The 16324-nt window shown below is 72.7% G+C and carries 17 protein-coding genes and 1 pseudogene; 9 read left to right on the top strand and 9 right to left on the bottom strand.

The window, feature by feature from the left end; genetic code table 11:
• Positions 1-35 precede the first annotated feature (35 nt).
• From ABT025_RS33075 to ABT025_RS33050, 6 genes are all read left to right on the top strand, one after another.
• On the top strand, positions 36-1589 hold the full coding sequence (locus tag ABT025_RS33075) for an FGGY family carbohydrate kinase (protein WP_351002339.1): 1554 nt from the start codon (positions 36-38) through the stop codon (positions 1587-1589).
• Positions 1590-1667: 78 nt separating this feature from the next.
• Complete coding sequence (locus ABT025_RS33070; RefSeq protein ID WP_351002338.1) at positions 1668-3341, top strand: glycerol-3-phosphate dehydrogenase/oxidase; 1674 nt, start codon at positions 1668-1670, stop codon at positions 3339-3341.
• The gene (locus tag ABT025_RS33065; RefSeq protein ID WP_351002337.1) at positions 3338-4891 is read left to right on the top strand and encodes an FAD-binding oxidoreductase; all 1554 of its coding nucleotides are present in this window, start codon (positions 3338-3340) and stop codon (positions 4889-4891) included. Before ABT025_RS33070 ends, ABT025_RS33065 begins: the two co-directional genes overlap by 4 nt.
• Before the next feature lie 43 nt (positions 4892-4934).
• Positions 4935-5594, top strand: coding sequence for a glycerol-3-phosphate responsive antiterminator (locus ABT025_RS33060; RefSeq protein WP_351002336.1), 660 nt, complete (start codon positions 4935-4937; stop codon positions 5592-5594).
• 7 nt (positions 5595-5601) lie between these two features.
• Positions 5602-5904, top strand: a complete 303-nt coding sequence (locus ABT025_RS33055; RefSeq protein WP_351002335.1) for a putative quinol monooxygenase — start codon at positions 5602-5604, stop codon at positions 5902-5904.
• Positions 5901-7040 carry a zinc-binding dehydrogenase gene (locus tag ABT025_RS33050; protein ID WP_351002334.1) on the top strand — a complete coding sequence of 380 codons (1140 nt, stop codon included), beginning with the start codon at positions 5901-5903 and terminating at the stop codon, positions 7038-7040. Before ABT025_RS33055 ends, ABT025_RS33050 begins: the two co-directional genes overlap by 4 nt.
• A 37-nt stretch (positions 7041-7077) precedes the next feature.
• On the opposite strand, the gene ABT025_RS33045 is transcribed toward ABT025_RS33050, so the two are convergent.
• Both ABT025_RS33045 and ABT025_RS33040 read right to left on the bottom strand, forming a co-directional pair.
• Complete coding sequence (locus ABT025_RS33045) at positions 7078-7482, bottom strand: nuclear transport factor 2 family protein (RefSeq protein ID WP_351002333.1); 405 nt, start codon at positions 7480-7482, stop codon at positions 7078-7080.
• A gap of 50 nt (positions 7483-7532) precedes the next feature.
• A complete protein-coding gene (locus tag ABT025_RS33040; RefSeq protein WP_351002332.1) occupies positions 7533-8111 on the bottom strand; it encodes a dihydrofolate reductase family protein in 579 nt (192 codons plus the stop codon).
• A gap of 205 nt (positions 8112-8316) precedes the next feature.
• Here ABT025_RS33040 and ABT025_RS33035 point away from each other — a divergent pair, with 205 nt between their 5' ends.
• Together ABT025_RS33035 and ABT025_RS33030 are read left to right on the top strand one after the other, a co-directional pair.
• Positions 8317-9357: a hypothetical protein gene (locus ABT025_RS33035; RefSeq protein ID WP_351002331.1), complete on the top strand. Its 1041-nt coding sequence runs from the start codon at positions 8317-8319 to the stop codon at positions 9355-9357.
• Between the two features lie 162 nt (positions 9358-9519).
• Positions 9520-10785 carry an MFS transporter gene (locus ABT025_RS33030; protein ID WP_502972082.1) on the top strand — a complete coding sequence of 422 codons (1266 nt, stop codon included), beginning with the start codon at positions 9520-9522 and terminating at the stop codon, positions 10783-10785.
• Here ABT025_RS33030 and ABT025_RS33025 read toward each other — a convergent pair.
• From ABT025_RS33025 to ABT025_RS32995, 7 genes are all read right to left on the bottom strand, one after another.
• On the bottom strand, positions 10772-11515 hold the full coding sequence (locus ABT025_RS33025) for an SDR family NAD(P)-dependent oxidoreductase (RefSeq protein ID WP_351002329.1): 744 nt from the start codon (positions 11513-11515) through the stop codon (positions 10772-10774). The two genes, ABT025_RS33030 and ABT025_RS33025, sit on opposite strands and share 14 nt — an antisense overlap.
• Before the next feature lie 91 nt (positions 11516-11606).
• On the bottom strand, positions 11607-12323 hold the full coding sequence (locus tag ABT025_RS33020; RefSeq protein WP_351002328.1) for an urease accessory protein UreD: 717 nt from the start codon (positions 12321-12323) through the stop codon (positions 11607-11609).
• Entirely contained in the window at positions 12320-12976 is a 657-nt protein-coding gene (ureG, locus tag ABT025_RS33015; RefSeq protein ID WP_351002354.1) for an urease accessory protein UreG, read from the bottom strand. Before ureG ends, ABT025_RS33020 begins: the two co-directional genes overlap by 4 nt.
• Before the next feature lie 67 nt (positions 12977-13043).
• Positions 13044-13709, bottom strand: a complete 666-nt coding sequence (locus ABT025_RS33010) for an urease accessory protein UreF (protein WP_351002327.1) — start codon at positions 13707-13709, stop codon at positions 13044-13046.
• Positions 13709-15412 (bottom strand): urease subunit alpha, encoded by a 1704-nt coding sequence (locus tag ABT025_RS33005; RefSeq protein WP_351002326.1) that lies wholly within the window; start codon positions 15410-15412, stop codon positions 13709-13711. The genes ABT025_RS33010 and ABT025_RS33005 overlap by 1 nt, the downstream gene beginning before the upstream one ends.
• Before the next feature lies 1 nt (position 15413).
• Positions 15414-15743 (bottom strand): urease subunit beta, encoded by a 330-nt coding sequence (gene ureB, locus ABT025_RS33000; protein WP_351002325.1) that lies wholly within the window; start codon positions 15741-15743, stop codon positions 15414-15416.
• Positions 15740-16042, bottom strand: coding sequence for an urease subunit gamma (locus ABT025_RS32995; protein WP_327708170.1), 303 nt, complete (start codon positions 16040-16042; stop codon positions 15740-15742). The genes ureB and ABT025_RS32995 overlap by 4 nt, the downstream gene beginning before the upstream one ends.
• 73 nt (positions 16043-16115) lie before the next feature.
• On the opposite strand from ABT025_RS32995, the pseudogene ABT025_RS32990 reads away from it, so the two are divergent.
• A pseudogene (locus ABT025_RS32990) lies at positions 16116-16324 on the top strand (hypothetical protein); the annotation flags it as partial.

Here is a 16324-nt window from a genome sequence, read left to right as displayed (position 1 = left end):
GTACAGCTCGCGATGCTCGCAATGAAAGGGCTGCAATGACGCAGACGCTCCCCGGCGCCTCCCCCCGGCGCGGTGTGCTGGCCATCGACGAGGGCACCACCGGCACCAGGGCCGGAGTCGTCCTCGACTCCGGCGTGGCGCACGAGGTGTTCTACCGGCCGATCGCGGTCAGCCACCCGGACGACCTCTCGGTCGAGCAGGATCCGATGGAGATCTGGACCGCCACCCTCGACGTGGCGCGCCGGGCCGTCGGCGCGGCCCGGGCGGAGGGGATCGAGCTCACCGCCGTCGCCCTCTCCACCCAGCGGGCCACCGCGATGCTCTGGGACCGGGTCACCGGGCAGCCGCTGCTGCCCGCCGTGGTGTGGCAGGACCGGCGGTACGCCGCCGAGCTCACCGCTCACGAGGCGCGGTGGGACGCCGCCCTGCTGGCCCGGCAGGGCCGGCCGGTCGGCGCCCGTGCGCCGTTCCTCTGGGCCGCCCGGCAGATCGCCGCGCACCCGGAGGTGGCCGCCGCGCACCGCGAGGGCCGGCTGCTCTTCGGTACCGTCGACACCTGGCTGATCTGGCGCCTGACAGGCGGCGCCGTGCACGCCACCACCCCGACCAACGCCGCGTCCAGCGGGGGCTACCTGCTGGAGCGGCACGCCTGGGACGAGGAGTGGATCGGCCACCTCGGCTTCCCCCTCGACCTGCTGCCGGAACTCCGCTCGGACGACGCCGGATTCGGCACGACCGACCCGGCCGCCCTCGGCATCGCCGTCCCGCTGGCCGCCTCCATGGGCGACCAGCACGCCGCACTGATCGCGCTCGGCGGCCTGGCCGCCGGGCAGGGCATGTGCATGTACGGGACCGGCGCGTTCGTCGACGCGGCGACCGGCACCACGCCCGCCCTGCCCCGGCCGGACATCTCCGGGGTGCTCGCCCAGCCCGGCTACCGGCAGGGCGGCACCAGCCACTACAGCCTGGAGGCCTACACCTCCACGGCGGGTTCGGCGCTGCGCTGGCTCTGCGACGACCTGGGCCTGTTCGCCTCGCCGAAGGAACTCGGTGAGGAGGCCGGCCGGGTCCCCACCCGGCCCGGCCGCACCCCGCGGTTCGTCCCGGCGCTCGCCGGGGTCCGGACGCCGGTCTGGCACCCGGAGGCCACCGCGGCCCTCACCGGGCTCACCCTCGCCACCACCCGCGCCGATCTGGCCCGCGCCGTGCTGGACGGCATCGCGCACTCGGTGTGCGACCTCGTCGACGGGGTCGCCGCCACGATGGGCACCCCGTTCACCCGGCTCCGGGTCGGCGGCGGTGTCGCGGGCAGCGACCCGCTCATGCGGATCCAGGCCGACCTGACCGGCCTGCCCCTGGAGCGGGTGGCCGACTCGGCGACCGCCAGCCTGCGCGGCACCGCCTATCTGGCCGGGGTCGCCCAGGGTCTCTGGGGCTCGCTCGAGGAGATCGTCGAGTCCCAGCCGCACGGCCGGATCTTCGAACCCTCCACCGGCGCGGACGAACGCGCCGCCCAGCGGGCCGCCTGGCGCGACGTGCTGATCGGCCATCTCCAGGACCCCGCGCTCACCTCTCTCACCCCCCACTGACGGCCCCTCACCGTCAGCAGGCGGCGGCCGGACACCCGACCACGCGGCCGCCGCACCGAAACACCAGGAGTTGATGTTGTGATCACCATGCCCGCCCGGAAACCGCGGCGCAGTGCCGCGGCGACCCGCCGCACCCCCCTGCTGCTCGACCGCGCGACGGCCAAGCGGCAACTGGCCGACGAGACGTACGACGTACTCGTCATCGGCGGCGGCATCACCGGGGCGTACGCCGTGCTGGACGCCGCCTCGCGCGGGCTGCGCGCGGCGCTGGTCGAGAAGGACGACTTCGCCTCCGGCACGTCGTCGAAGTCCTCGAAGATGGTGCACGGGGGTCTGCGCTACATCGAGCAGGGCAACGTCAATCTCGTACGCCACTCGCTCCTGGAGCGGCACCGCTTCCGCAAGAACGCCCCGCACCTCGTGCACCGGCTGCCGTTCCTCTTCCCGATCCTGGAGAAGGAGGGCATCTTCGACGCCCGTCTCGCCAAGGGCTTCGAGGGTCTGCTGTGGACGTACGACCTGGTCGGCGGCTGGCGGATCGGCAAGCTCCACCAGCGGCTGACCGTCCCGGAGGTCCTCGCGCAGGCGCCGACGCTGCGCGCGGAGAACCTCAAGGGCGGGCTGATGTACTTCGACGCCCGCACCGACGACGCCCGTCTCGTCCTGACCATCGTGCGGACCGCCGCGGCGCTCGGCGCGACGGTCCTCAACGGGGCGAAGGCCGAGGGCCTGCTGATGGAGGCCGGCAAGGTGGCCGGGGCCCGGGTCGAGGTGGACGGCGACAGCGTCGACATCCGTGCGCGGGCCGTCGTCAACGCCACCGGGGTGTGGACCGACGAGCTGGACGCGAAGGCCGTCGACGGCCACCGGCCGCAGGTGCGCCCGGCCAAGGGCGTGCACATCGTGGTGCCGTGGGACAAGGTACGGATCAACTGCACGGTCACCGTGCCGATTCCGGGCCGGGCCCGCCGCGCGACGTGCACCCGCTGGGGCAACAGCGTCGTGCTGGGCACCACGGACGAGGACTACCAGGGCTCCCCCGACGACGTGCACTGCACGCGCCAGGAGATGGACTTCCTGCTGGAGGGCGCCAACACCGCCTTCGAGGGGAAGCTCACCCCGGACGACGTGGTCGGCTCCATCGGCGGACTGCGTCCGCTGGTCGGCGGCAAGGAGGGCGCGACGCTCGACATGCGGCGCGACCACCACATCAGCGTCGGCCGCACCGGCATGGTGACGGTGACCGGCGGCAAGCTCACCACCAGCCGGCACATGGGCGAGCTGGTCATCGACAAGGTGATGACGGTCCTCGGCCGCAGGGGGAAGAGCCGCACCAGCGACCTTCCGCTGCTCGGCGGCTCCGGTTACGACGCCGAGGCCGTGGCCGCGTCCGGCGGGATCGCCGCCCATCTGGGCGAGCGCTTCGGCACCGAGGCCCGCTTCGTCGGCGACCTGATCCAGGAGGACCCGACGCTGGCCGAGCCCGTCGTCGCGGGACTCCCGTACACGAAGGCCGAGGTCGTCTACGCGGCCCGCGCGGAGCTCGCCCGCTCGGTCGACGACGTCCTCTCCCGGCGGCTTCGCGCCCGGCTCTTCGCCCGCGACGCCTCCGCCGAGGCGGCGGGCGCGGTCGGCGCGATCCTCGGCCGCGAACTGAACCTCACGGAGGCCGAGGTGGAGCGTTCCGTCTCCGACTACCTCGCGGCCGTCCGTCACGAAAAGTCCGTACTCCTCGAAGGGGCAGCAGCATGATCAGCCGTCAGACCATCACCCACCCGTTCAACCGGGGCAACTACACGATCGGCGCCCCCAGTTTCGCCAAGTGGGCGCAGAACACCCCGATCGGCGACGGCGAGGCCGCGCTCCAGGTCAACCCGGTCGAGGTCCCCGACACCGTGATCGAGGCGCTGCGCGGGGCCGCGCACGCCGTGCACGTGGAGCGCGACGAGGTCGTCACCAGGACCCGTGACTGGTGGGCCGGTTCGATGATCGGCGAGACGGAGGGCCGTCCCGCGACGCCTGACGCCGTGGTCGTCGAGGCGGCCGACGCGGACCAGATCGCGGCCGTGCTGCGGATCTGCCACGAGGCGGGCATCCCGGTCACCCCGTCCGCGGGCCGCTCGAACGTCACTGGTGCGGCACTGCCCGTCTTCGGCGGCGTCGTCCTGGACGTGTGCGCGCTGAACGAGATCACCGGCTTCGACGCCGAGTCGAACGTGGTGGACGTCCAGGCCGGCATGTTCGGCGACCTCTTCGAGAAGCAGCTCCAGGAGGAGTACGGCGTCACGACCGGCCACTGGCCGTCCGCGTTCGCCGTCTCCACGGTCGGCGGCTGGATCGCCTGCCGCGGCGCCGGTCAGCTCTCGACGCGCTACGGCAAGATCGAGGACATGGTCGTGGGCGTGGACGTGATCCACGCGGACGGCACCCGCGCCACGTACGGCGACTACGCCCGCGCCGCCGTCGGCCCGGACCTGCGCCAGCTGTTCATCGGCTCCGAGGGCACCCTCGGAGTCATCGTCTCGGCCCGGCTTCGCGTCCACCCGCTGCCGGAGTACGCGAACGCCGTCGCGTTCGGCTTCGAGACCTTCGCCGAGGGCCTGGACGCCTGCCGCAAGATCATGCAGCGCGGTGCGACACCGGCCGTGCTGCGGCTGTACGACGCCCTGGAGTCGGGCACCCACTTCGGTCACCCGGAGACCAACCTCCTGCTGATCGCCGACGAGGGCGACCCGGCGATCGTGGACGCCTCGATCAAGGTGGCGGCCGAGGTCTGCTCCGCGTACGGCCCGGAGCTGGACTCCAAGGCGGTCTTCGAGCGCTGGCTGGACGAGCGGATGATCGTCGGCAAGTCCGCCGACGGCTTCAAGCCGGGTCCCGGCTTCGTCGCCGACACCCTGGAGATGGCGGCCTCCTGGGCCGACCTCCCGGTGATCTACGACGAGGTCGTCGCGGCGATCCAGTCGGTGGAGGGCACCCTGGCGGCCTCGGCCCACCAGTCCCACGCGTACACCGACGGCGCCTGCGTCTACTTCTCGCTGCGCGGCGAAGTGGCACCCGAGGCTCGGCGCGACTGGTACCGCTCGGTGTGGGACGCCGCCAACGGCGTACTCATCAGGCACCGGGCGGCACTCAGCCACCACCACGGCTGCGGACTGCTGCGCGGCCCCTACCTGGAGGAATCCCTGGGCGCGGGCTTCGCGACGCTCGTCGCGGTGAAGGCGGCCCTGGACCCGGCCGGCATTCTCAACCCTGGCAAACTGGGCCTTCCCAGCCGATTCGGTACGTCTCCGCTGAGCTGACCCAGCAGCAACGAACCCCTCCCAGTCAGGTCCGGACCCCACCATGACCCCTTCCCCGTCCCGCTCCGGCGCACCGCTCGATCCCCGGCTCACCTCGGCGTTCGCCGAGGTGCCCGTGATCGCGTCGGTCGTCGGCACCCAGCCGCTGCGGCAGTTCCTGACCGCACCGGCCAAGGTGTGCATCCTCGCCTCGTTCGCGGTGGGGCAGCTGCCCCAGGTCGTGCCGGCGCTGGCCCGGGCGGGGAAGCTCGTGTTCGTGAACGTGGACAGCAGCCCCGGTCTCGCGCAGGACCGGGGCGCGCTGGAGTTCATCAAGAACATGGGTGCGCACGGCGTGGTCAGCACCCGGCTCTCGCTCATAGAGAAGGGCCGCCCGCTCGGCCTCCTGACGATGATGAAGGTGTTCGTCACCGACCGGTCCAATCTGCGCCGCTCCACGGACGCGATCTCGCGCGGGGCGCCGGACCTGGTCGAAGTCATGCCCGCCCCGATCATCGCCCGGATGAGCGCGCAGGCCCAGCGCGCGATGTCCCCGTCGGTGGCCGCGGGCTTCGTGGAGTGCCCCGCGGACGTGGCGCTCGCGCTGGCCCTCGGGTCGGCCGCGGCCGCCACGTCCGACCCCCGCCTCTGGCATCTGCGCCGCGACCAGCTTCCGCCGGTCCCGCCGGCCGCGCTCAAGAGGCCAGTCCCACCCCAGGAGTAGTACCGACGTGACATACGTAGTCGTAGCCCGCTACCGCACCAGGCCGGGCGAGCAGGACACCGTCCTCCCGCTCCTCGACACCATGGCCGCCGCCTCCCGCCAGGAGCCCGGCAACCTCGCCTACCGGGTCCACCAGGGCACCGAGGACCCTCGCGCGATCGTGCTCTACGAGGAGTACGTGACCGAGGCCGACTTCACCGCGCACTGCGCGACCCCGCACTTCCGGGAGATCGTGCTCGGCAAGGTCGTCCCGCTCCTGGAGAGCCGCGACGTCCTGCGCTGCGCGCCCCGCGACGAGGTGACCGCGTGAGGACCCGCGCCGTGGTCCTGCGCGGGATATCGACCGCCCGGCCGTACGCGGAGACCCGTCCGGTCGAGGTGGAGGAGCTGAACCTCGGCGCCCCGCGCGAGGGTGAGGTCCTGGTCCGGGTCGCGGCCGCGTCCCTGTGCCACTCGGACCTCTCCGTCGTCAACGGCGACCGGGTCCGGCCACTGCCGATGGCCCTGGGCCACGAGGCGGTCGGCGTGGTCGAGGAGACGGGACCCGGCGTCCACCGGATCTCCCCCGGCGACCATGTCGCCCTCGTCTTCGTGCCGAGCTGCGGCTTCTGCGCCGACTGTGCGGCGGGCCGTCCCGCCCTGTGCGCGCAGGCCGCGGCGGCGAACGGGGCCGGCGCGCTGCTGCACGGCCCGTCGCTGCTGACCGACGCCTCCGGCGCCACGGTCCACCACCAGCTGGGCGTCTCGGCGTTCTCCTCGTACGCGGTGGTGGCCCAGGAGTCCGTGGTGCCGATCCCCCGCGACATCCCGTTCACCGTGGCCTCGATGTTCGGCTGCGCGGTCCTGACGGGCGCCGGCGCGGTCATCAACACGGCCGCCCTGCGCCCCGGCCAGTCGGCGGTGGTCTACGGGCTGGGCGGCGTGGGCCTTTCGGCGGTGCTCGGGGCGCGGGCGGCCGGCGCGTACCCGATCGTCGCCGTCGACCCGGTCCCGGAGAAGCGCGCACTGGCCCTGCGACTGGGCGCGACGCACACGTACGCCCCCGACGAGGCACTCGGCGCGATCCGCGAACTGACGTCGGGCGGGGCGGAGGTGGCGGTGGAGGCCGTGGGCAGCCCGAAGGTCATGGCCGAGTGCCTGGCAGCCGTGGCCCGCGGCGGCAAGGTCGTCTCGGTGGGCCTGCCCGCCCCCGACCGCGTCCTGGAGGTCCCGGCCCTGGCCTTCGCGGGCGAGGGCAAGTCCCTGCTGGGCTCGTACATGGGTGACGCGGTTCCGCGCCGGGACATCCCCCGCTTCCTGGATCTGTGGCGGGCGGGGCTGATGCCGGTGGAGGAGATGCACACCGGGACGCTCCCGCTGGACGAGGTCAACCACGCGATGGAGGAGCTGGCCTCGGGCCGGGCGATCCGTCAGGTGCTCGACACCTCGGGGCTGCTGGAGGCCTGAGCACTCTCCCGGAGGCGCCCGCCGCCCGGCGGGCGCCTCACGAGGCGCTGAGGGGTGTGCGCCGGGCGATGACCTTGCGGTGGCTGATGCGCCAGCCCCGGTCGCCCCGGACGACCGTGTCCTCGTACGTGACGCTGCCGCTGGTGCCGTCGGCGTTGATGCCGATGCCCTTGGAACGGGCCGCCACCCGGCCGTCGCCGAGGTCGGTGAGCACGATGTTCGTGACATGGTGCCCGACCGGGTTGCGTGCGCCCATGGCGAGCGCGGCGTCCCGGAAGGCGTCCACCCCGGTCAGCGATCCGTGGCCGAGGTCCGTGACGTCATAGACGATGTCGTCGGTGAACAGCTCCTCCAGCCGGTGGAGTTCGCCGTCGTCGACCAGGTGCCCGTGCAGGGCGATCAGCTCCATGACCGCCAGGCGGTCGTCGGCCTCCAGTGCCATGTGCTTCCCTTCGCCGGTCCGGACCGGCCACGACCATACGCCCGCGACGCTCAGTCCCGCGACGACGTTTCGGCGCGCTCGTACCGCAGTTCCACGACGCCGCTGCCGAAGGTCCGCGTCCCCGCGAGCCGGAGTGAGGTCATGGTGTCCGTCGACGGGAACATGGGCTTCCCCCTGCCGATGAGGACCGGGTGGACGTAGACCCAGTACTCGTCGATCAGGTCGAGCGCCGCGAAGGACGCGGCGAGGTCGGCGCCGCCGACCGCGAGATCGCCGCCGGGCTGTTCCTTCAGCGCCCTCACCTCGTCGGCGACGACGTCGTGAACGACGGTGGTGTTCCAGTCCGCACGCTCCAGCGTCCGGGAGTAGACGTACTTCGGCATGTTCCGCCAGATGACGGCGAAGTCGGCCGTCGGCCCGGCGTTGGCCGGGTCCTGGTCGGCGGTGGGCCAGAAGTCCGCCATCAGTTCGTGGACGACACGGCCGTGGAGGAAGCCGCCCATCGCGGCGATCCGCTCGTTGAAGTAGCGGTGCAGTTCGTCGTCGACCCGGTGCCAGCTGATGTCCCGGTCCGGGCCCTCGATGAAGCCGTCGAGGGAGATCGACATGGAGTAGATGATCTTTCTCATCGCGAACCTCACCGGGGAGCATCGGGAACGGGTCTGCGGAACGAAACCGACCATACCCGGCGCCGGCGCGCGAACGCGGGACCTGAGGGAACCGCTTGACGAACGGCGGGCGCACCCCGTAGGAGTCGGAGAAGGGGCGGCGCCCGGAGCCCGCCCCTTCTGCCCCGCCCCGCCCCGCCCCGCCCCGCCCCGAGGAGTTGCGCACGTGAGAGTCGGAGCGGCACGCGCCGCCGCAGTCCACTGGGTGGCCGCCCACGCCCGCTCCGCCCCCGGCTATCGCGGGGCGTACTTCAGCGGGTCGACGGTCGGCCTGCCGGACGACGCCGAGCTGGCGCCCTCGTCCGACGTCGACGTGGTGGTCGTCACGGAGGAGCCGGACCCGCCCGCCAAGCCCGGCAAACTCCGGTACGAGGAAGCCCTGTTGGAGATCACCTACGTGCCGCTGGCGGAGCTCGGCGACCCGGAGACCGTGCTGACCTCCTACCACCTGGCGGGCAGCTTCCGTGTCGACACGGTGATCGACGATCCCACCGGCGGGCTCGGCGCTCTGTACGCGTCCGTCTCACCCCGCTTCGCCGAGCGCGGCTGGGTGCGCCGCCGGTGCCTGGACGCCCGGCACCGCGTCGAGAACCGGCTCGCCGCGTTCGACGCGTCCGCCCCCTTTCACGAGCAGGTGCCGGCCTGGATGTTCCCCACCGGGGTCACCACGCACGTCCTGCTGGTCGCCGCCCTGCGCAACCCCACCGTCCGGCTGCGCTACCGCGCTGTGCGCGAAGTGCTCAGTGGGTACGGGCAGCCGGAGCTGTACCGGGAGCTGCTGGAGCTCCTCGGCTGCGCCGACGTGTCCGGGCGGCGGGTGCGGCACCATGTGGGCGAGCTGGCACGGACGTTCGACGCCACGGTCCCGGTGGCGCGCACCCCGTTCTTCTTCAGCAGCGATCTCACCGCGCAGGCTCGCCCCATCGCCGTCGACGGCAGCCTGGAGCTCCTGGACCGGGGTGAGCACCGCGAGGCGGTCTTCTGGATCGTCGCGACGTTCGCCCGCTGCCACACGGTGCTGGCCGCGGACGACCCGGCGCTGCACGCCGCGCGGCTGCCCGCGTTCGAGGCGGCCGTGGCCGAACTCACCGGAATCACCGGCACCGCGGACATCCTGGCCCGTCGCGAAGAGGTCACCCGGTTCCTGCCCCGGCTGTGGACGGCCGCCGAGGACATCCTGGTGGCCAATCCGGACATCACCGGATAGGGCCCCTGCCGCCGCGCCGCTGCCTCTGCTAATTTTCCCGCATGCCTCTTCCTCGTGCGTAGGACCCCGCACTGACCGCACCCGCTGTCCCGGGTGCGGCACTCCGGTGTCCCCGCATGCCCGCAGCGCCGCGTTCCCGCGCTGCCCTCACGAGGAATCGTCATCGTGCTCACGCCTTCTTCCGCGCCCTCGCGCGCGCCTTCGTACGCTGCTGTCCTACGGACCCCCCATGCCGCGCGCACCTTCGCCGCCGCGCTGCTGGGGCGGCTGTCGTACGGCATCGTCCCCCTCTCACTCCTGCTCGCGATCAAGGACGCCACCGGCTCGTACTCCGTCGCCGGAGGCGCCATGGCCCTGTTCGGGGCCGCGAGCGTCTCCCTCTCCCCCGCCCGCGCAGCCCTGATCGACCGGCACGGGCCGCGTCGCGTCCTGCCGCCCATGGCGGGGCTGTACGCGGCGTTGCTCACCGTGATCGCCCTGGCCACCTGGCATCCGGGTGCGCCGCCTCTCGTCCTGGGCGGGCTCGCCGTGACGGCGGGTGCCTGTACCCCGCCGCTGGGTCCGGTCATGCGGGCACTGTGGAGCGACCTCGTCCCGGACCGGGATCTGCTCCGGCGCGCGTACAGCCTGGACGGTGTCGCCGAGGAACTGCTGTACGTCACCGGCCCGTTGCTGGTCGGTGTGATCGTGCGGGCGGGCCGGCCCGCGGCCGGTGTGCTGGCCGGCGCCGCGCTGGTGTTCGTGGGTGCGGTGGCACTGGTGTCGTCGCCGGCCGTGTCCCGCGAGCGCGAGGCGCATGCTCCGGCCGGTGCGCCCGCCGCGCCCCGGCTGCGGCTGCACGGCGTCGCAGCCCTGCGGCACGCGGTGCTGGTGACGGCCGCCGTGGGTCTGTGTCTCGGGGCGCTCGATCTGCTGGTGGTGGCCTTCACGGAACGGCTCCAGCAGCCGGCCGCCGTGTCCTGGGTGCTGGCCGCGCTCTCGGCCGGGAGCGCCGTCGGCGGGCTGGTCCACGGGGCGGTCCGGTGGAAGTCCGCGAGCCGGGTGCGACTGCCGGTGACGGCCGCGGCGCTGGGCGCGGCGCTGATGGCGGCCGGGGTGTCACCGCATCTGTACGTCTTGATCGCGACGGCCGCGGTCGCCGGGCTCTTCGTGGCCCCGGCGCTCACGACCGCGTACCTGATCGCCGACGAGTCCGTGGACGCCGGCCGGCGCACCCAGGCGGGCGCCTGGGTCAATACGGCGTTCAACGCCGGTTCCTCGGGCGGCACCGCCGCGGTCGGACTGCTCGTGGACCGGCTGCCGCTTCCGCTGTGTTTCGCGCTGGCGGCGGCTCCGGCGCTGGTGTGCGGGGCGGCCGTGACGCGGGCCGGGGCCCGCGGCCGCCGGGCGGCGGGAGCGGAGGCCCCGGACGCGGTCAGCGGAGCTTGATCGCGCCGCCGTCGGCCATCAGGGTCTGGCCGGTGATGTAACGGGCGTCGTCGCTCGCCAGGAACGCGACGACGGGGGCGACGTCCGTGCGCGGGTCACCGAAGCGGCCGAGCGGGACCTTGGCGGCGGAGAGGGCGTACTGCTCGGGATTGGCCTCGGCCCAGGCGGCGACGCCTGCGGTCCTCGCCATCGGCGCGACGACGTTGACCCGGATCTGGTCGGCCGCCCACTCGTTGGCGACGACCCGGCTCAGTCCGCGGATCGCTTCCTTCGCGGCGGCGTACGACGCCTGGTTCGGCTGTCCGTCGATGCCCGCGCCCGATCCGAAGTTGATCACCGCGCCCTGGCTCCTGCGGAGCTCGGGGTAAGCGGCAAGCATGAAGTTGCGGGTGGCGAAGAGGCCGGAGTCGAGGGCGAGCTTCCAGTCGTCCTCGGTCTGCTCGGTGAAGGGCCGAACGCGTGAGGCACTGGCGTTGTTCACCAGGATGTCCAGCCCGCCGAAGCGCTCGACGGCCGTGGCCACCGCCCGGTCGGCGACCGCCCGGTCGGAGACGTCGCCCCGGAGGAACGCCACCGCGCCACCGAGGTCGGCCACGACGGCGTCGCCCGCCTCCTGCTGGAGGTCGACGACCACGACCCGGGCGCCGCGCTCGACGAAGACCCGGGTGACGGCCTCGCCGATCCCCGACGCTCCTCCGGTGACGACGGCGACCTTGTTCTCCAGTGTCATTGCGCTGTACCTCCGACTCGCTGTTTCCGGCGCCGCGGCCCCTGCCCCACGCCTTCCATATGCACCATACATTCTTTATGTATGGTGCATATCAATCAGCGAGCCAGGAATCCCAGACCGCGGTCAGCTCCGCCTCGACGGCCGGGGCGACCGTGTCCAGCAGCCGCACCTGCGCGCCCGGGCCCGCCAGGTCGGCGCGATAGGGGTGCGGCGGGCCCGCCGGGGTCGCGCCGAGTGCGGTGACGGCGCCGACGACGCGGTGGGGACCCAGAACGCCCGGCAGTTCGCGCAGTCCGGGGTCGGTCAGGTCGAGGTCCTCGACAAGGAGTTCCCGGCCGTCGTACGTCACCCGGGTGGTGGCCCGCAGGCTCCCGCCGCGTTCGCCCGACCGGCCGAGGACCAGGGTGTCGCGCCACAGCATCCGGGCCCCGGCGGCCAGCCGCGCATCCATCGCGCGGACGACGTCCGCACCGCCTGACACGACGAACGGGAGTCCCTTCCAGAGGAGTTCACCTCCCTCGGCGATGTCGACACGGGCCTGCCAGCGGGAGCTTCCGCCCCGGTGGTCGTAGGCGACGAGACCGGCCGGCTCGACGAGCTCCAGGCGCGCGCCCGGGCCGACCGAGATCCGCAGACCGAGGTCGTCGCCGGCCAGCAGCCCGGCCCGGGTGCCGACCAACGCGATCCGCATCCGGTCCTGCTCCGGCATCAGGGGGCGGGGCGCGAGGAACGCGCCGGGCCTCAGCTCTCGCGCCAGATGGCGGCCCGAGGGGTCCCGCTCGACGGCGACGACGGTCGGTTCGTTCACGGGTGGCTGTGGCTGTGGGGCGCCATCGGGCCGGGGTCGGTGGGGACATGGGAGCCGGCGCGGTGGCGGGTGAGCAAGGACCGTACCCAGTCGGCGAGTTCGGCGATGGAGGCCGGGTCCTTCTTCGAGAGGGCGAGCACCGGAAGTCCGCCGCGGGCCGATTCGGCATCGGCGACCATGGCGGCCACGTCCACCTCCACGTGGGGCGCGAGGTCGGTCTTGTTGATGATCAGGAGGTCGGCGCCGGTGATGCCGGGCCCGCCCTTGCGGGCCACGTCGCCACCGCCGGCGACGTCGATGCAGAACAGCTGCGCGTCGGCGAGAGCCGGGCTGAACGTGGCGGTGAGGTTGTCGCCGCCGCTCTCGATGAGGACCAGGTCCAGCGGTCCGTACGCCTCCTCCAGATCCTCGACGGCGTCCAGGTTGGCGCTGACGTCGTCGCGGATCGCGGTGTGCGGGCAGGCACCGGTCTCGACGGCGCGAATGCGTTCGGTGGGCAGGACGCCCGCCGAGCGCAGGAAGCGGGCGTCCTCGTCGGTGTAGATGTCGTTGGTGACGACCGCCATGGAGAGTTCGCCGGCGAGCTCGCGGCACAGGGTGGCCAGGATCGAGCTCTTTCCGGTGCCGACCGGCCCTGCGACGCCGAGGCGCAGAGCGCGGGGCTGGTTGAGCGGCTCGTGGAAGTGCGGGTTGGGGTGCTGCGCGGGGGTGGTGTCGTTGTCAGGCAAGGAAGAGTCTCCGTTCGCGTCGTGCGTGTTCGAGCGCCCACTGTTCGGTGAGCGGGGCCGTACGGGCCGGCAGTCGGTCCGGACTCCGTACGGCGAGGGCGGCGGTCACCGCCAGGGCCGCGTCGGGTTCGGCGGCGAGGATCCAGGCGACCGAGTCCAGCGGGTCGCCCGGCAGGAGTTTCAGGGCGGCGGAGGCGACGGTCTGGAGTTCGTCGTAGACGACGGCGTGCGCCAGTTCCTCCTCGGTGACCTCCAGTACGGCTCCGAGCGCGCCGAGCGTGACCGGCCGCAGGGGCCGGGGGCTCAGGGTGGCCAGTGCGGTGACCGCCGGGTGGTCGGGGGCCAGCCGGCGGGCCAGCCTGTGCACGCCCCGGCCGAGCGCCGCCGACACCTCGCGCTGGGGGGCGGCGGGGGTCCGCGCCGCGAGGGCCTGCTGCAGGGGTTCGTAGTCGACGTGCTCCCGGCCGGCGGCCCGCAGCGCGAGGACGGCGGCGGCCGCCTCGGTGACGGCGGTGGTGTGGAGCCGGGCCTTCAGCAGCGCCGGGATCCGGTCGCGGGTGAGGCCTGCGGCCACAGCCGGTTCGAGTCCCGCGCTGTACGTGTACGCGCCGACCGGGAGCCGCCCGTCGCCGAGCAGGAGAGAGGCCAGGGAAGCCATCAGAACATGGAGTACCGCTGGGTCAGCGGCAGTTCGGTGGCGGGCGACGGCTCGACGAGCTCCCCGTCGATGCGGATGGCGAAGGTCTCCGGGTCGACCTCGATGACAGGGAGCGCGGTGTTGTTCGGCAGATCGGCCTTGGTGAGGTGGCGGGTGGGGCGCACGGCGACCAGTTCCCGCACGAGTCCGAGGCGTTCGGCCAGACCGTCGGCCAGGGCGGCCGGGGCGACGAAGCTGACGGACAGGTGCGGGGCGGCCTCGGCGGCCGCGGTGGGGCGCAGCAGCACGGGCTGGGTGCTGGGGATCGCCGCGTTGGCGTCGCCGAGGGGTGCGTACACCACCATGCCGCCCTTGATGACGGCGGCAGGGCGGATCCCGAAGAAGGCGGGGTCCCAGAGCACCAGGTCGGCGAGCTTGCCCGGTTCGACGGAGCCGACGACGTGGTCGATGCCATGGGCGACGGCGGGGCAGATCGTGTACTTGGCGACGTAGCGGCGGGCGCGTTCGTTGTCGGCGGGCAGGGCGCTGCCGCGGTCACCGAAGCGCTGCTTCATGACGTGGGCGACCTGCCAGGTGCGGCAGATGACCTCTCCGATGCGGCCCATGGCCTGGGCGTCGGACGAGGTGATGGAGAGGGCACCGATGTCGTGGAGGATGTCCTCGGCCGCGATGGTGGTGGCCCGGATGCGGGACTCGGCGAAGGCGAGGTCCTCGGGGACCCGCGGGTTGAGGTGGTGGCAGACCATCAGCATGTCGAGGTGTTCGTCGACGGTGTTGACGGTGTGCGGGAGCGTCGGGTTGGTCGACGCCGGGAGGATGTTGGGGTGGGAGGCCACGGTGATGATGTCGGGTGCGTGGCCGCCGCCGGCGCCCTCGGCGTGGAAGACGTGGATGCCGCGGCCGGCGATGGCGTCGAGGGTCCCCTCGACGTAGCCGGCCTCGTTGAGGCTGTCGCCGTGCAGGGCGACCTGGAGGCCGTAGGTGTCGGCGGCCCTCAGTGCGGCGTCGATGGCGGCGGGGGTGGCACCCCAGTCCTCGTGGACCTTGTAGCCGCCCGCTCCGCCGAGCGCCGCCTCGCGCAGGGCCTCCTCGCCGACGGTGGAGCCCTTGCCGAAGAGCATGACGTTGAGCGGGACGCGGTCCAGGGACCGGTGCATCATCGCGAGGTTCCAGGCGCCGGGGGTGACCGTGGTGGCCTTGGACCCCTCGGTGGCTCCGGTGCCGCCGCCGATGACGGTCGTGGTGCCGGTGGCCAGGGCCTCGTGCAGGGTCTCCGGCATGAGGAAGTGGACGTGGGTGTCGACGGCCCCGGCGGTGAGGATGCGGCCCTCGCCGGAGACGACGTCGGTGCCGGGCCCGATGACGAGGTCCGGGTGGACCCCGTCGGCGATGTCGGGGTTGCCGGAGCGGCCGAGGGCGACGATCCGGCCAGCCCGGATACCTACGTCGGTCTTGACGACGCCCCAGTGGTCGAGGACCACGACGTTGGTGATGACGAGGTCGAGGGCGCCCTCGGCGCGCGAGGTGGTCGCCTGGGCCATGGATTCACGGATGGACTTGCCGCCGCCGAAGACGGCCTCTTCGCCGCCGAAGCAGCGGTCCTCCTCGACCTCGATCCAGAGGTCGGTGTCGGCGAGCCGGACGCGGTCACCGGTGGTGGGTCCGTAGAGCGCCGCATAGGCGGCGCGGGTCAGTTGTGCCATGTCACACGGCCTCCTTCACTGTGGTGCCGGCCCCCGGCCCGGCGGGGACGACGATGCCGGGCACCGTCCCGCGGCCGCCGAGCGCGACGAGGGTGGTCTCCGCACCGACGCCGGGCTCGAAGCGCAGCGACGTACCGGAGGGAATATCGAGCCGGAATCCCCTCGCCGACGGACGGTCGAAGGAAAGTGCGGGATTCACGTCGAAGAAATGGAAATGGGATCCGATCTGAATGGGACGATCCCCGTCGTTGACCACGGTGAGCTTAATCTTCCGGCGGTCGGAATTGATGTGCAGGATGCCGGATCCGGTCCGGATCTCGCCGGGGATCACGGGATCGGCGAGGTGATCGTGACGAGCTTGCGCCCGTCGGGGAAGGTCGCCTCGACCTGGACGTCATGCAGCATCTCCGGGACGCCTTCGAGCACGTCAGCGCGGGTGAGGACGGATCGGCCCGCGGTCATGAGGTCGGCGACGCGAGCCCCTTCGCGAGCCCGTTCCATCGCCCAGCAGGCGAGCAGCGCGACGGCCTCGGGGTAGTTGAGGCGCACGCCCCGCGCCCGCCGGTCACGGGCGACCATTCCGGCAACACTCAGCAGCAATTTCTCCGTGTCGGACGGAGTCAGAAACATGGGAAACCTCCATGGCGGCAGTCCACGGAATTCCCGGAATCGCCTCGGCCACCTTCCTCTTATAAGCCTCCGGGTGGCGCCGTGGCAACTTCCACCGCACCGCAAAAAGTCCCTTTCTGGCGTTATCACCTGCCATATACGGGCAAAGCAGGCAAATTTTGATGATCAAAGAGGAGACGGAAAGGCGGGCCCGGACGGCCCCGGGGGTGCCCACGGCTACTTCCTCAACGCCTTCAGCCTGGGCGTCTATCCGGAGCTGGTGCGGACCCGCGAGCGCTGGGC

Source organism: Streptomyces sp. NPDC002809, assembly GCF_040295435.1.
Taxonomy (GTDB): domain Bacteria; phylum Actinomycetota; class Actinomycetes; order Streptomycetales; family Streptomycetaceae; genus Streptomyces.
This window is presented reverse-complemented; position numbering and strand designations above follow the sequence as displayed.

Bases quoted from the DNA above. Each gene is read 5' to 3' on its own strand.
- ABT025_RS33010 (WP_351002327.1), bottom strand. From the start codon at position 13,709: ATGGCTTCCCTGGCCTCTCTCCTGCTCGGCGACGGGCGGCTCCCGGTC.
- ABT025_RS33040 (WP_351002332.1), bottom strand. From the start codon at position 8,111: ATGAGAAAGATCATCTACTCCATGTCGATCTCCCTCGACGGCTTCATC.
- ABT025_RS33045 (WP_351002333.1), bottom strand. From the start codon at position 7,482: ATGGCACTGGAGGCCGACGACCGCCTGGCGGTCATGGAGCTGATCGCC.
- ABT025_RS33005 (WP_351002326.1), bottom strand. From the start codon at position 15,412: ATGGCACAACTGACCCGCGCCGCCTATGCGGCGCTCTACGGACCCACC.
- ABT025_RS32995 (WP_327708170.1), bottom strand. From the start codon at position 16,042: ATGTTTCTGACTCCGTCCGACACGGAGAAATTGCTGCTGAGTGTTGCC.
- ABT025_RS33075 (WP_351002339.1), top strand. From the start codon at position 36: ATGACGCAGACGCTCCCCGGCGCCTCCCCCCGGCGCGGTGTGCTGGCC.
- ABT025_RS33060 (WP_351002336.1), top strand. From the start codon at position 4,935: ATGACCCCTTCCCCGTCCCGCTCCGGCGCACCGCTCGATCCCCGGCTC.
- ABT025_RS33025 (WP_351002329.1), bottom strand. From the start codon at position 11,515: ATGACACTGGAGAACAAGGTCGCCGTCGTCACCGGAGGAGCGTCGGGG.
- ABT025_RS33065 (WP_351002337.1), top strand. From the start codon at position 3,338: ATGATCAGCCGTCAGACCATCACCCACCCGTTCAACCGGGGCAACTAC.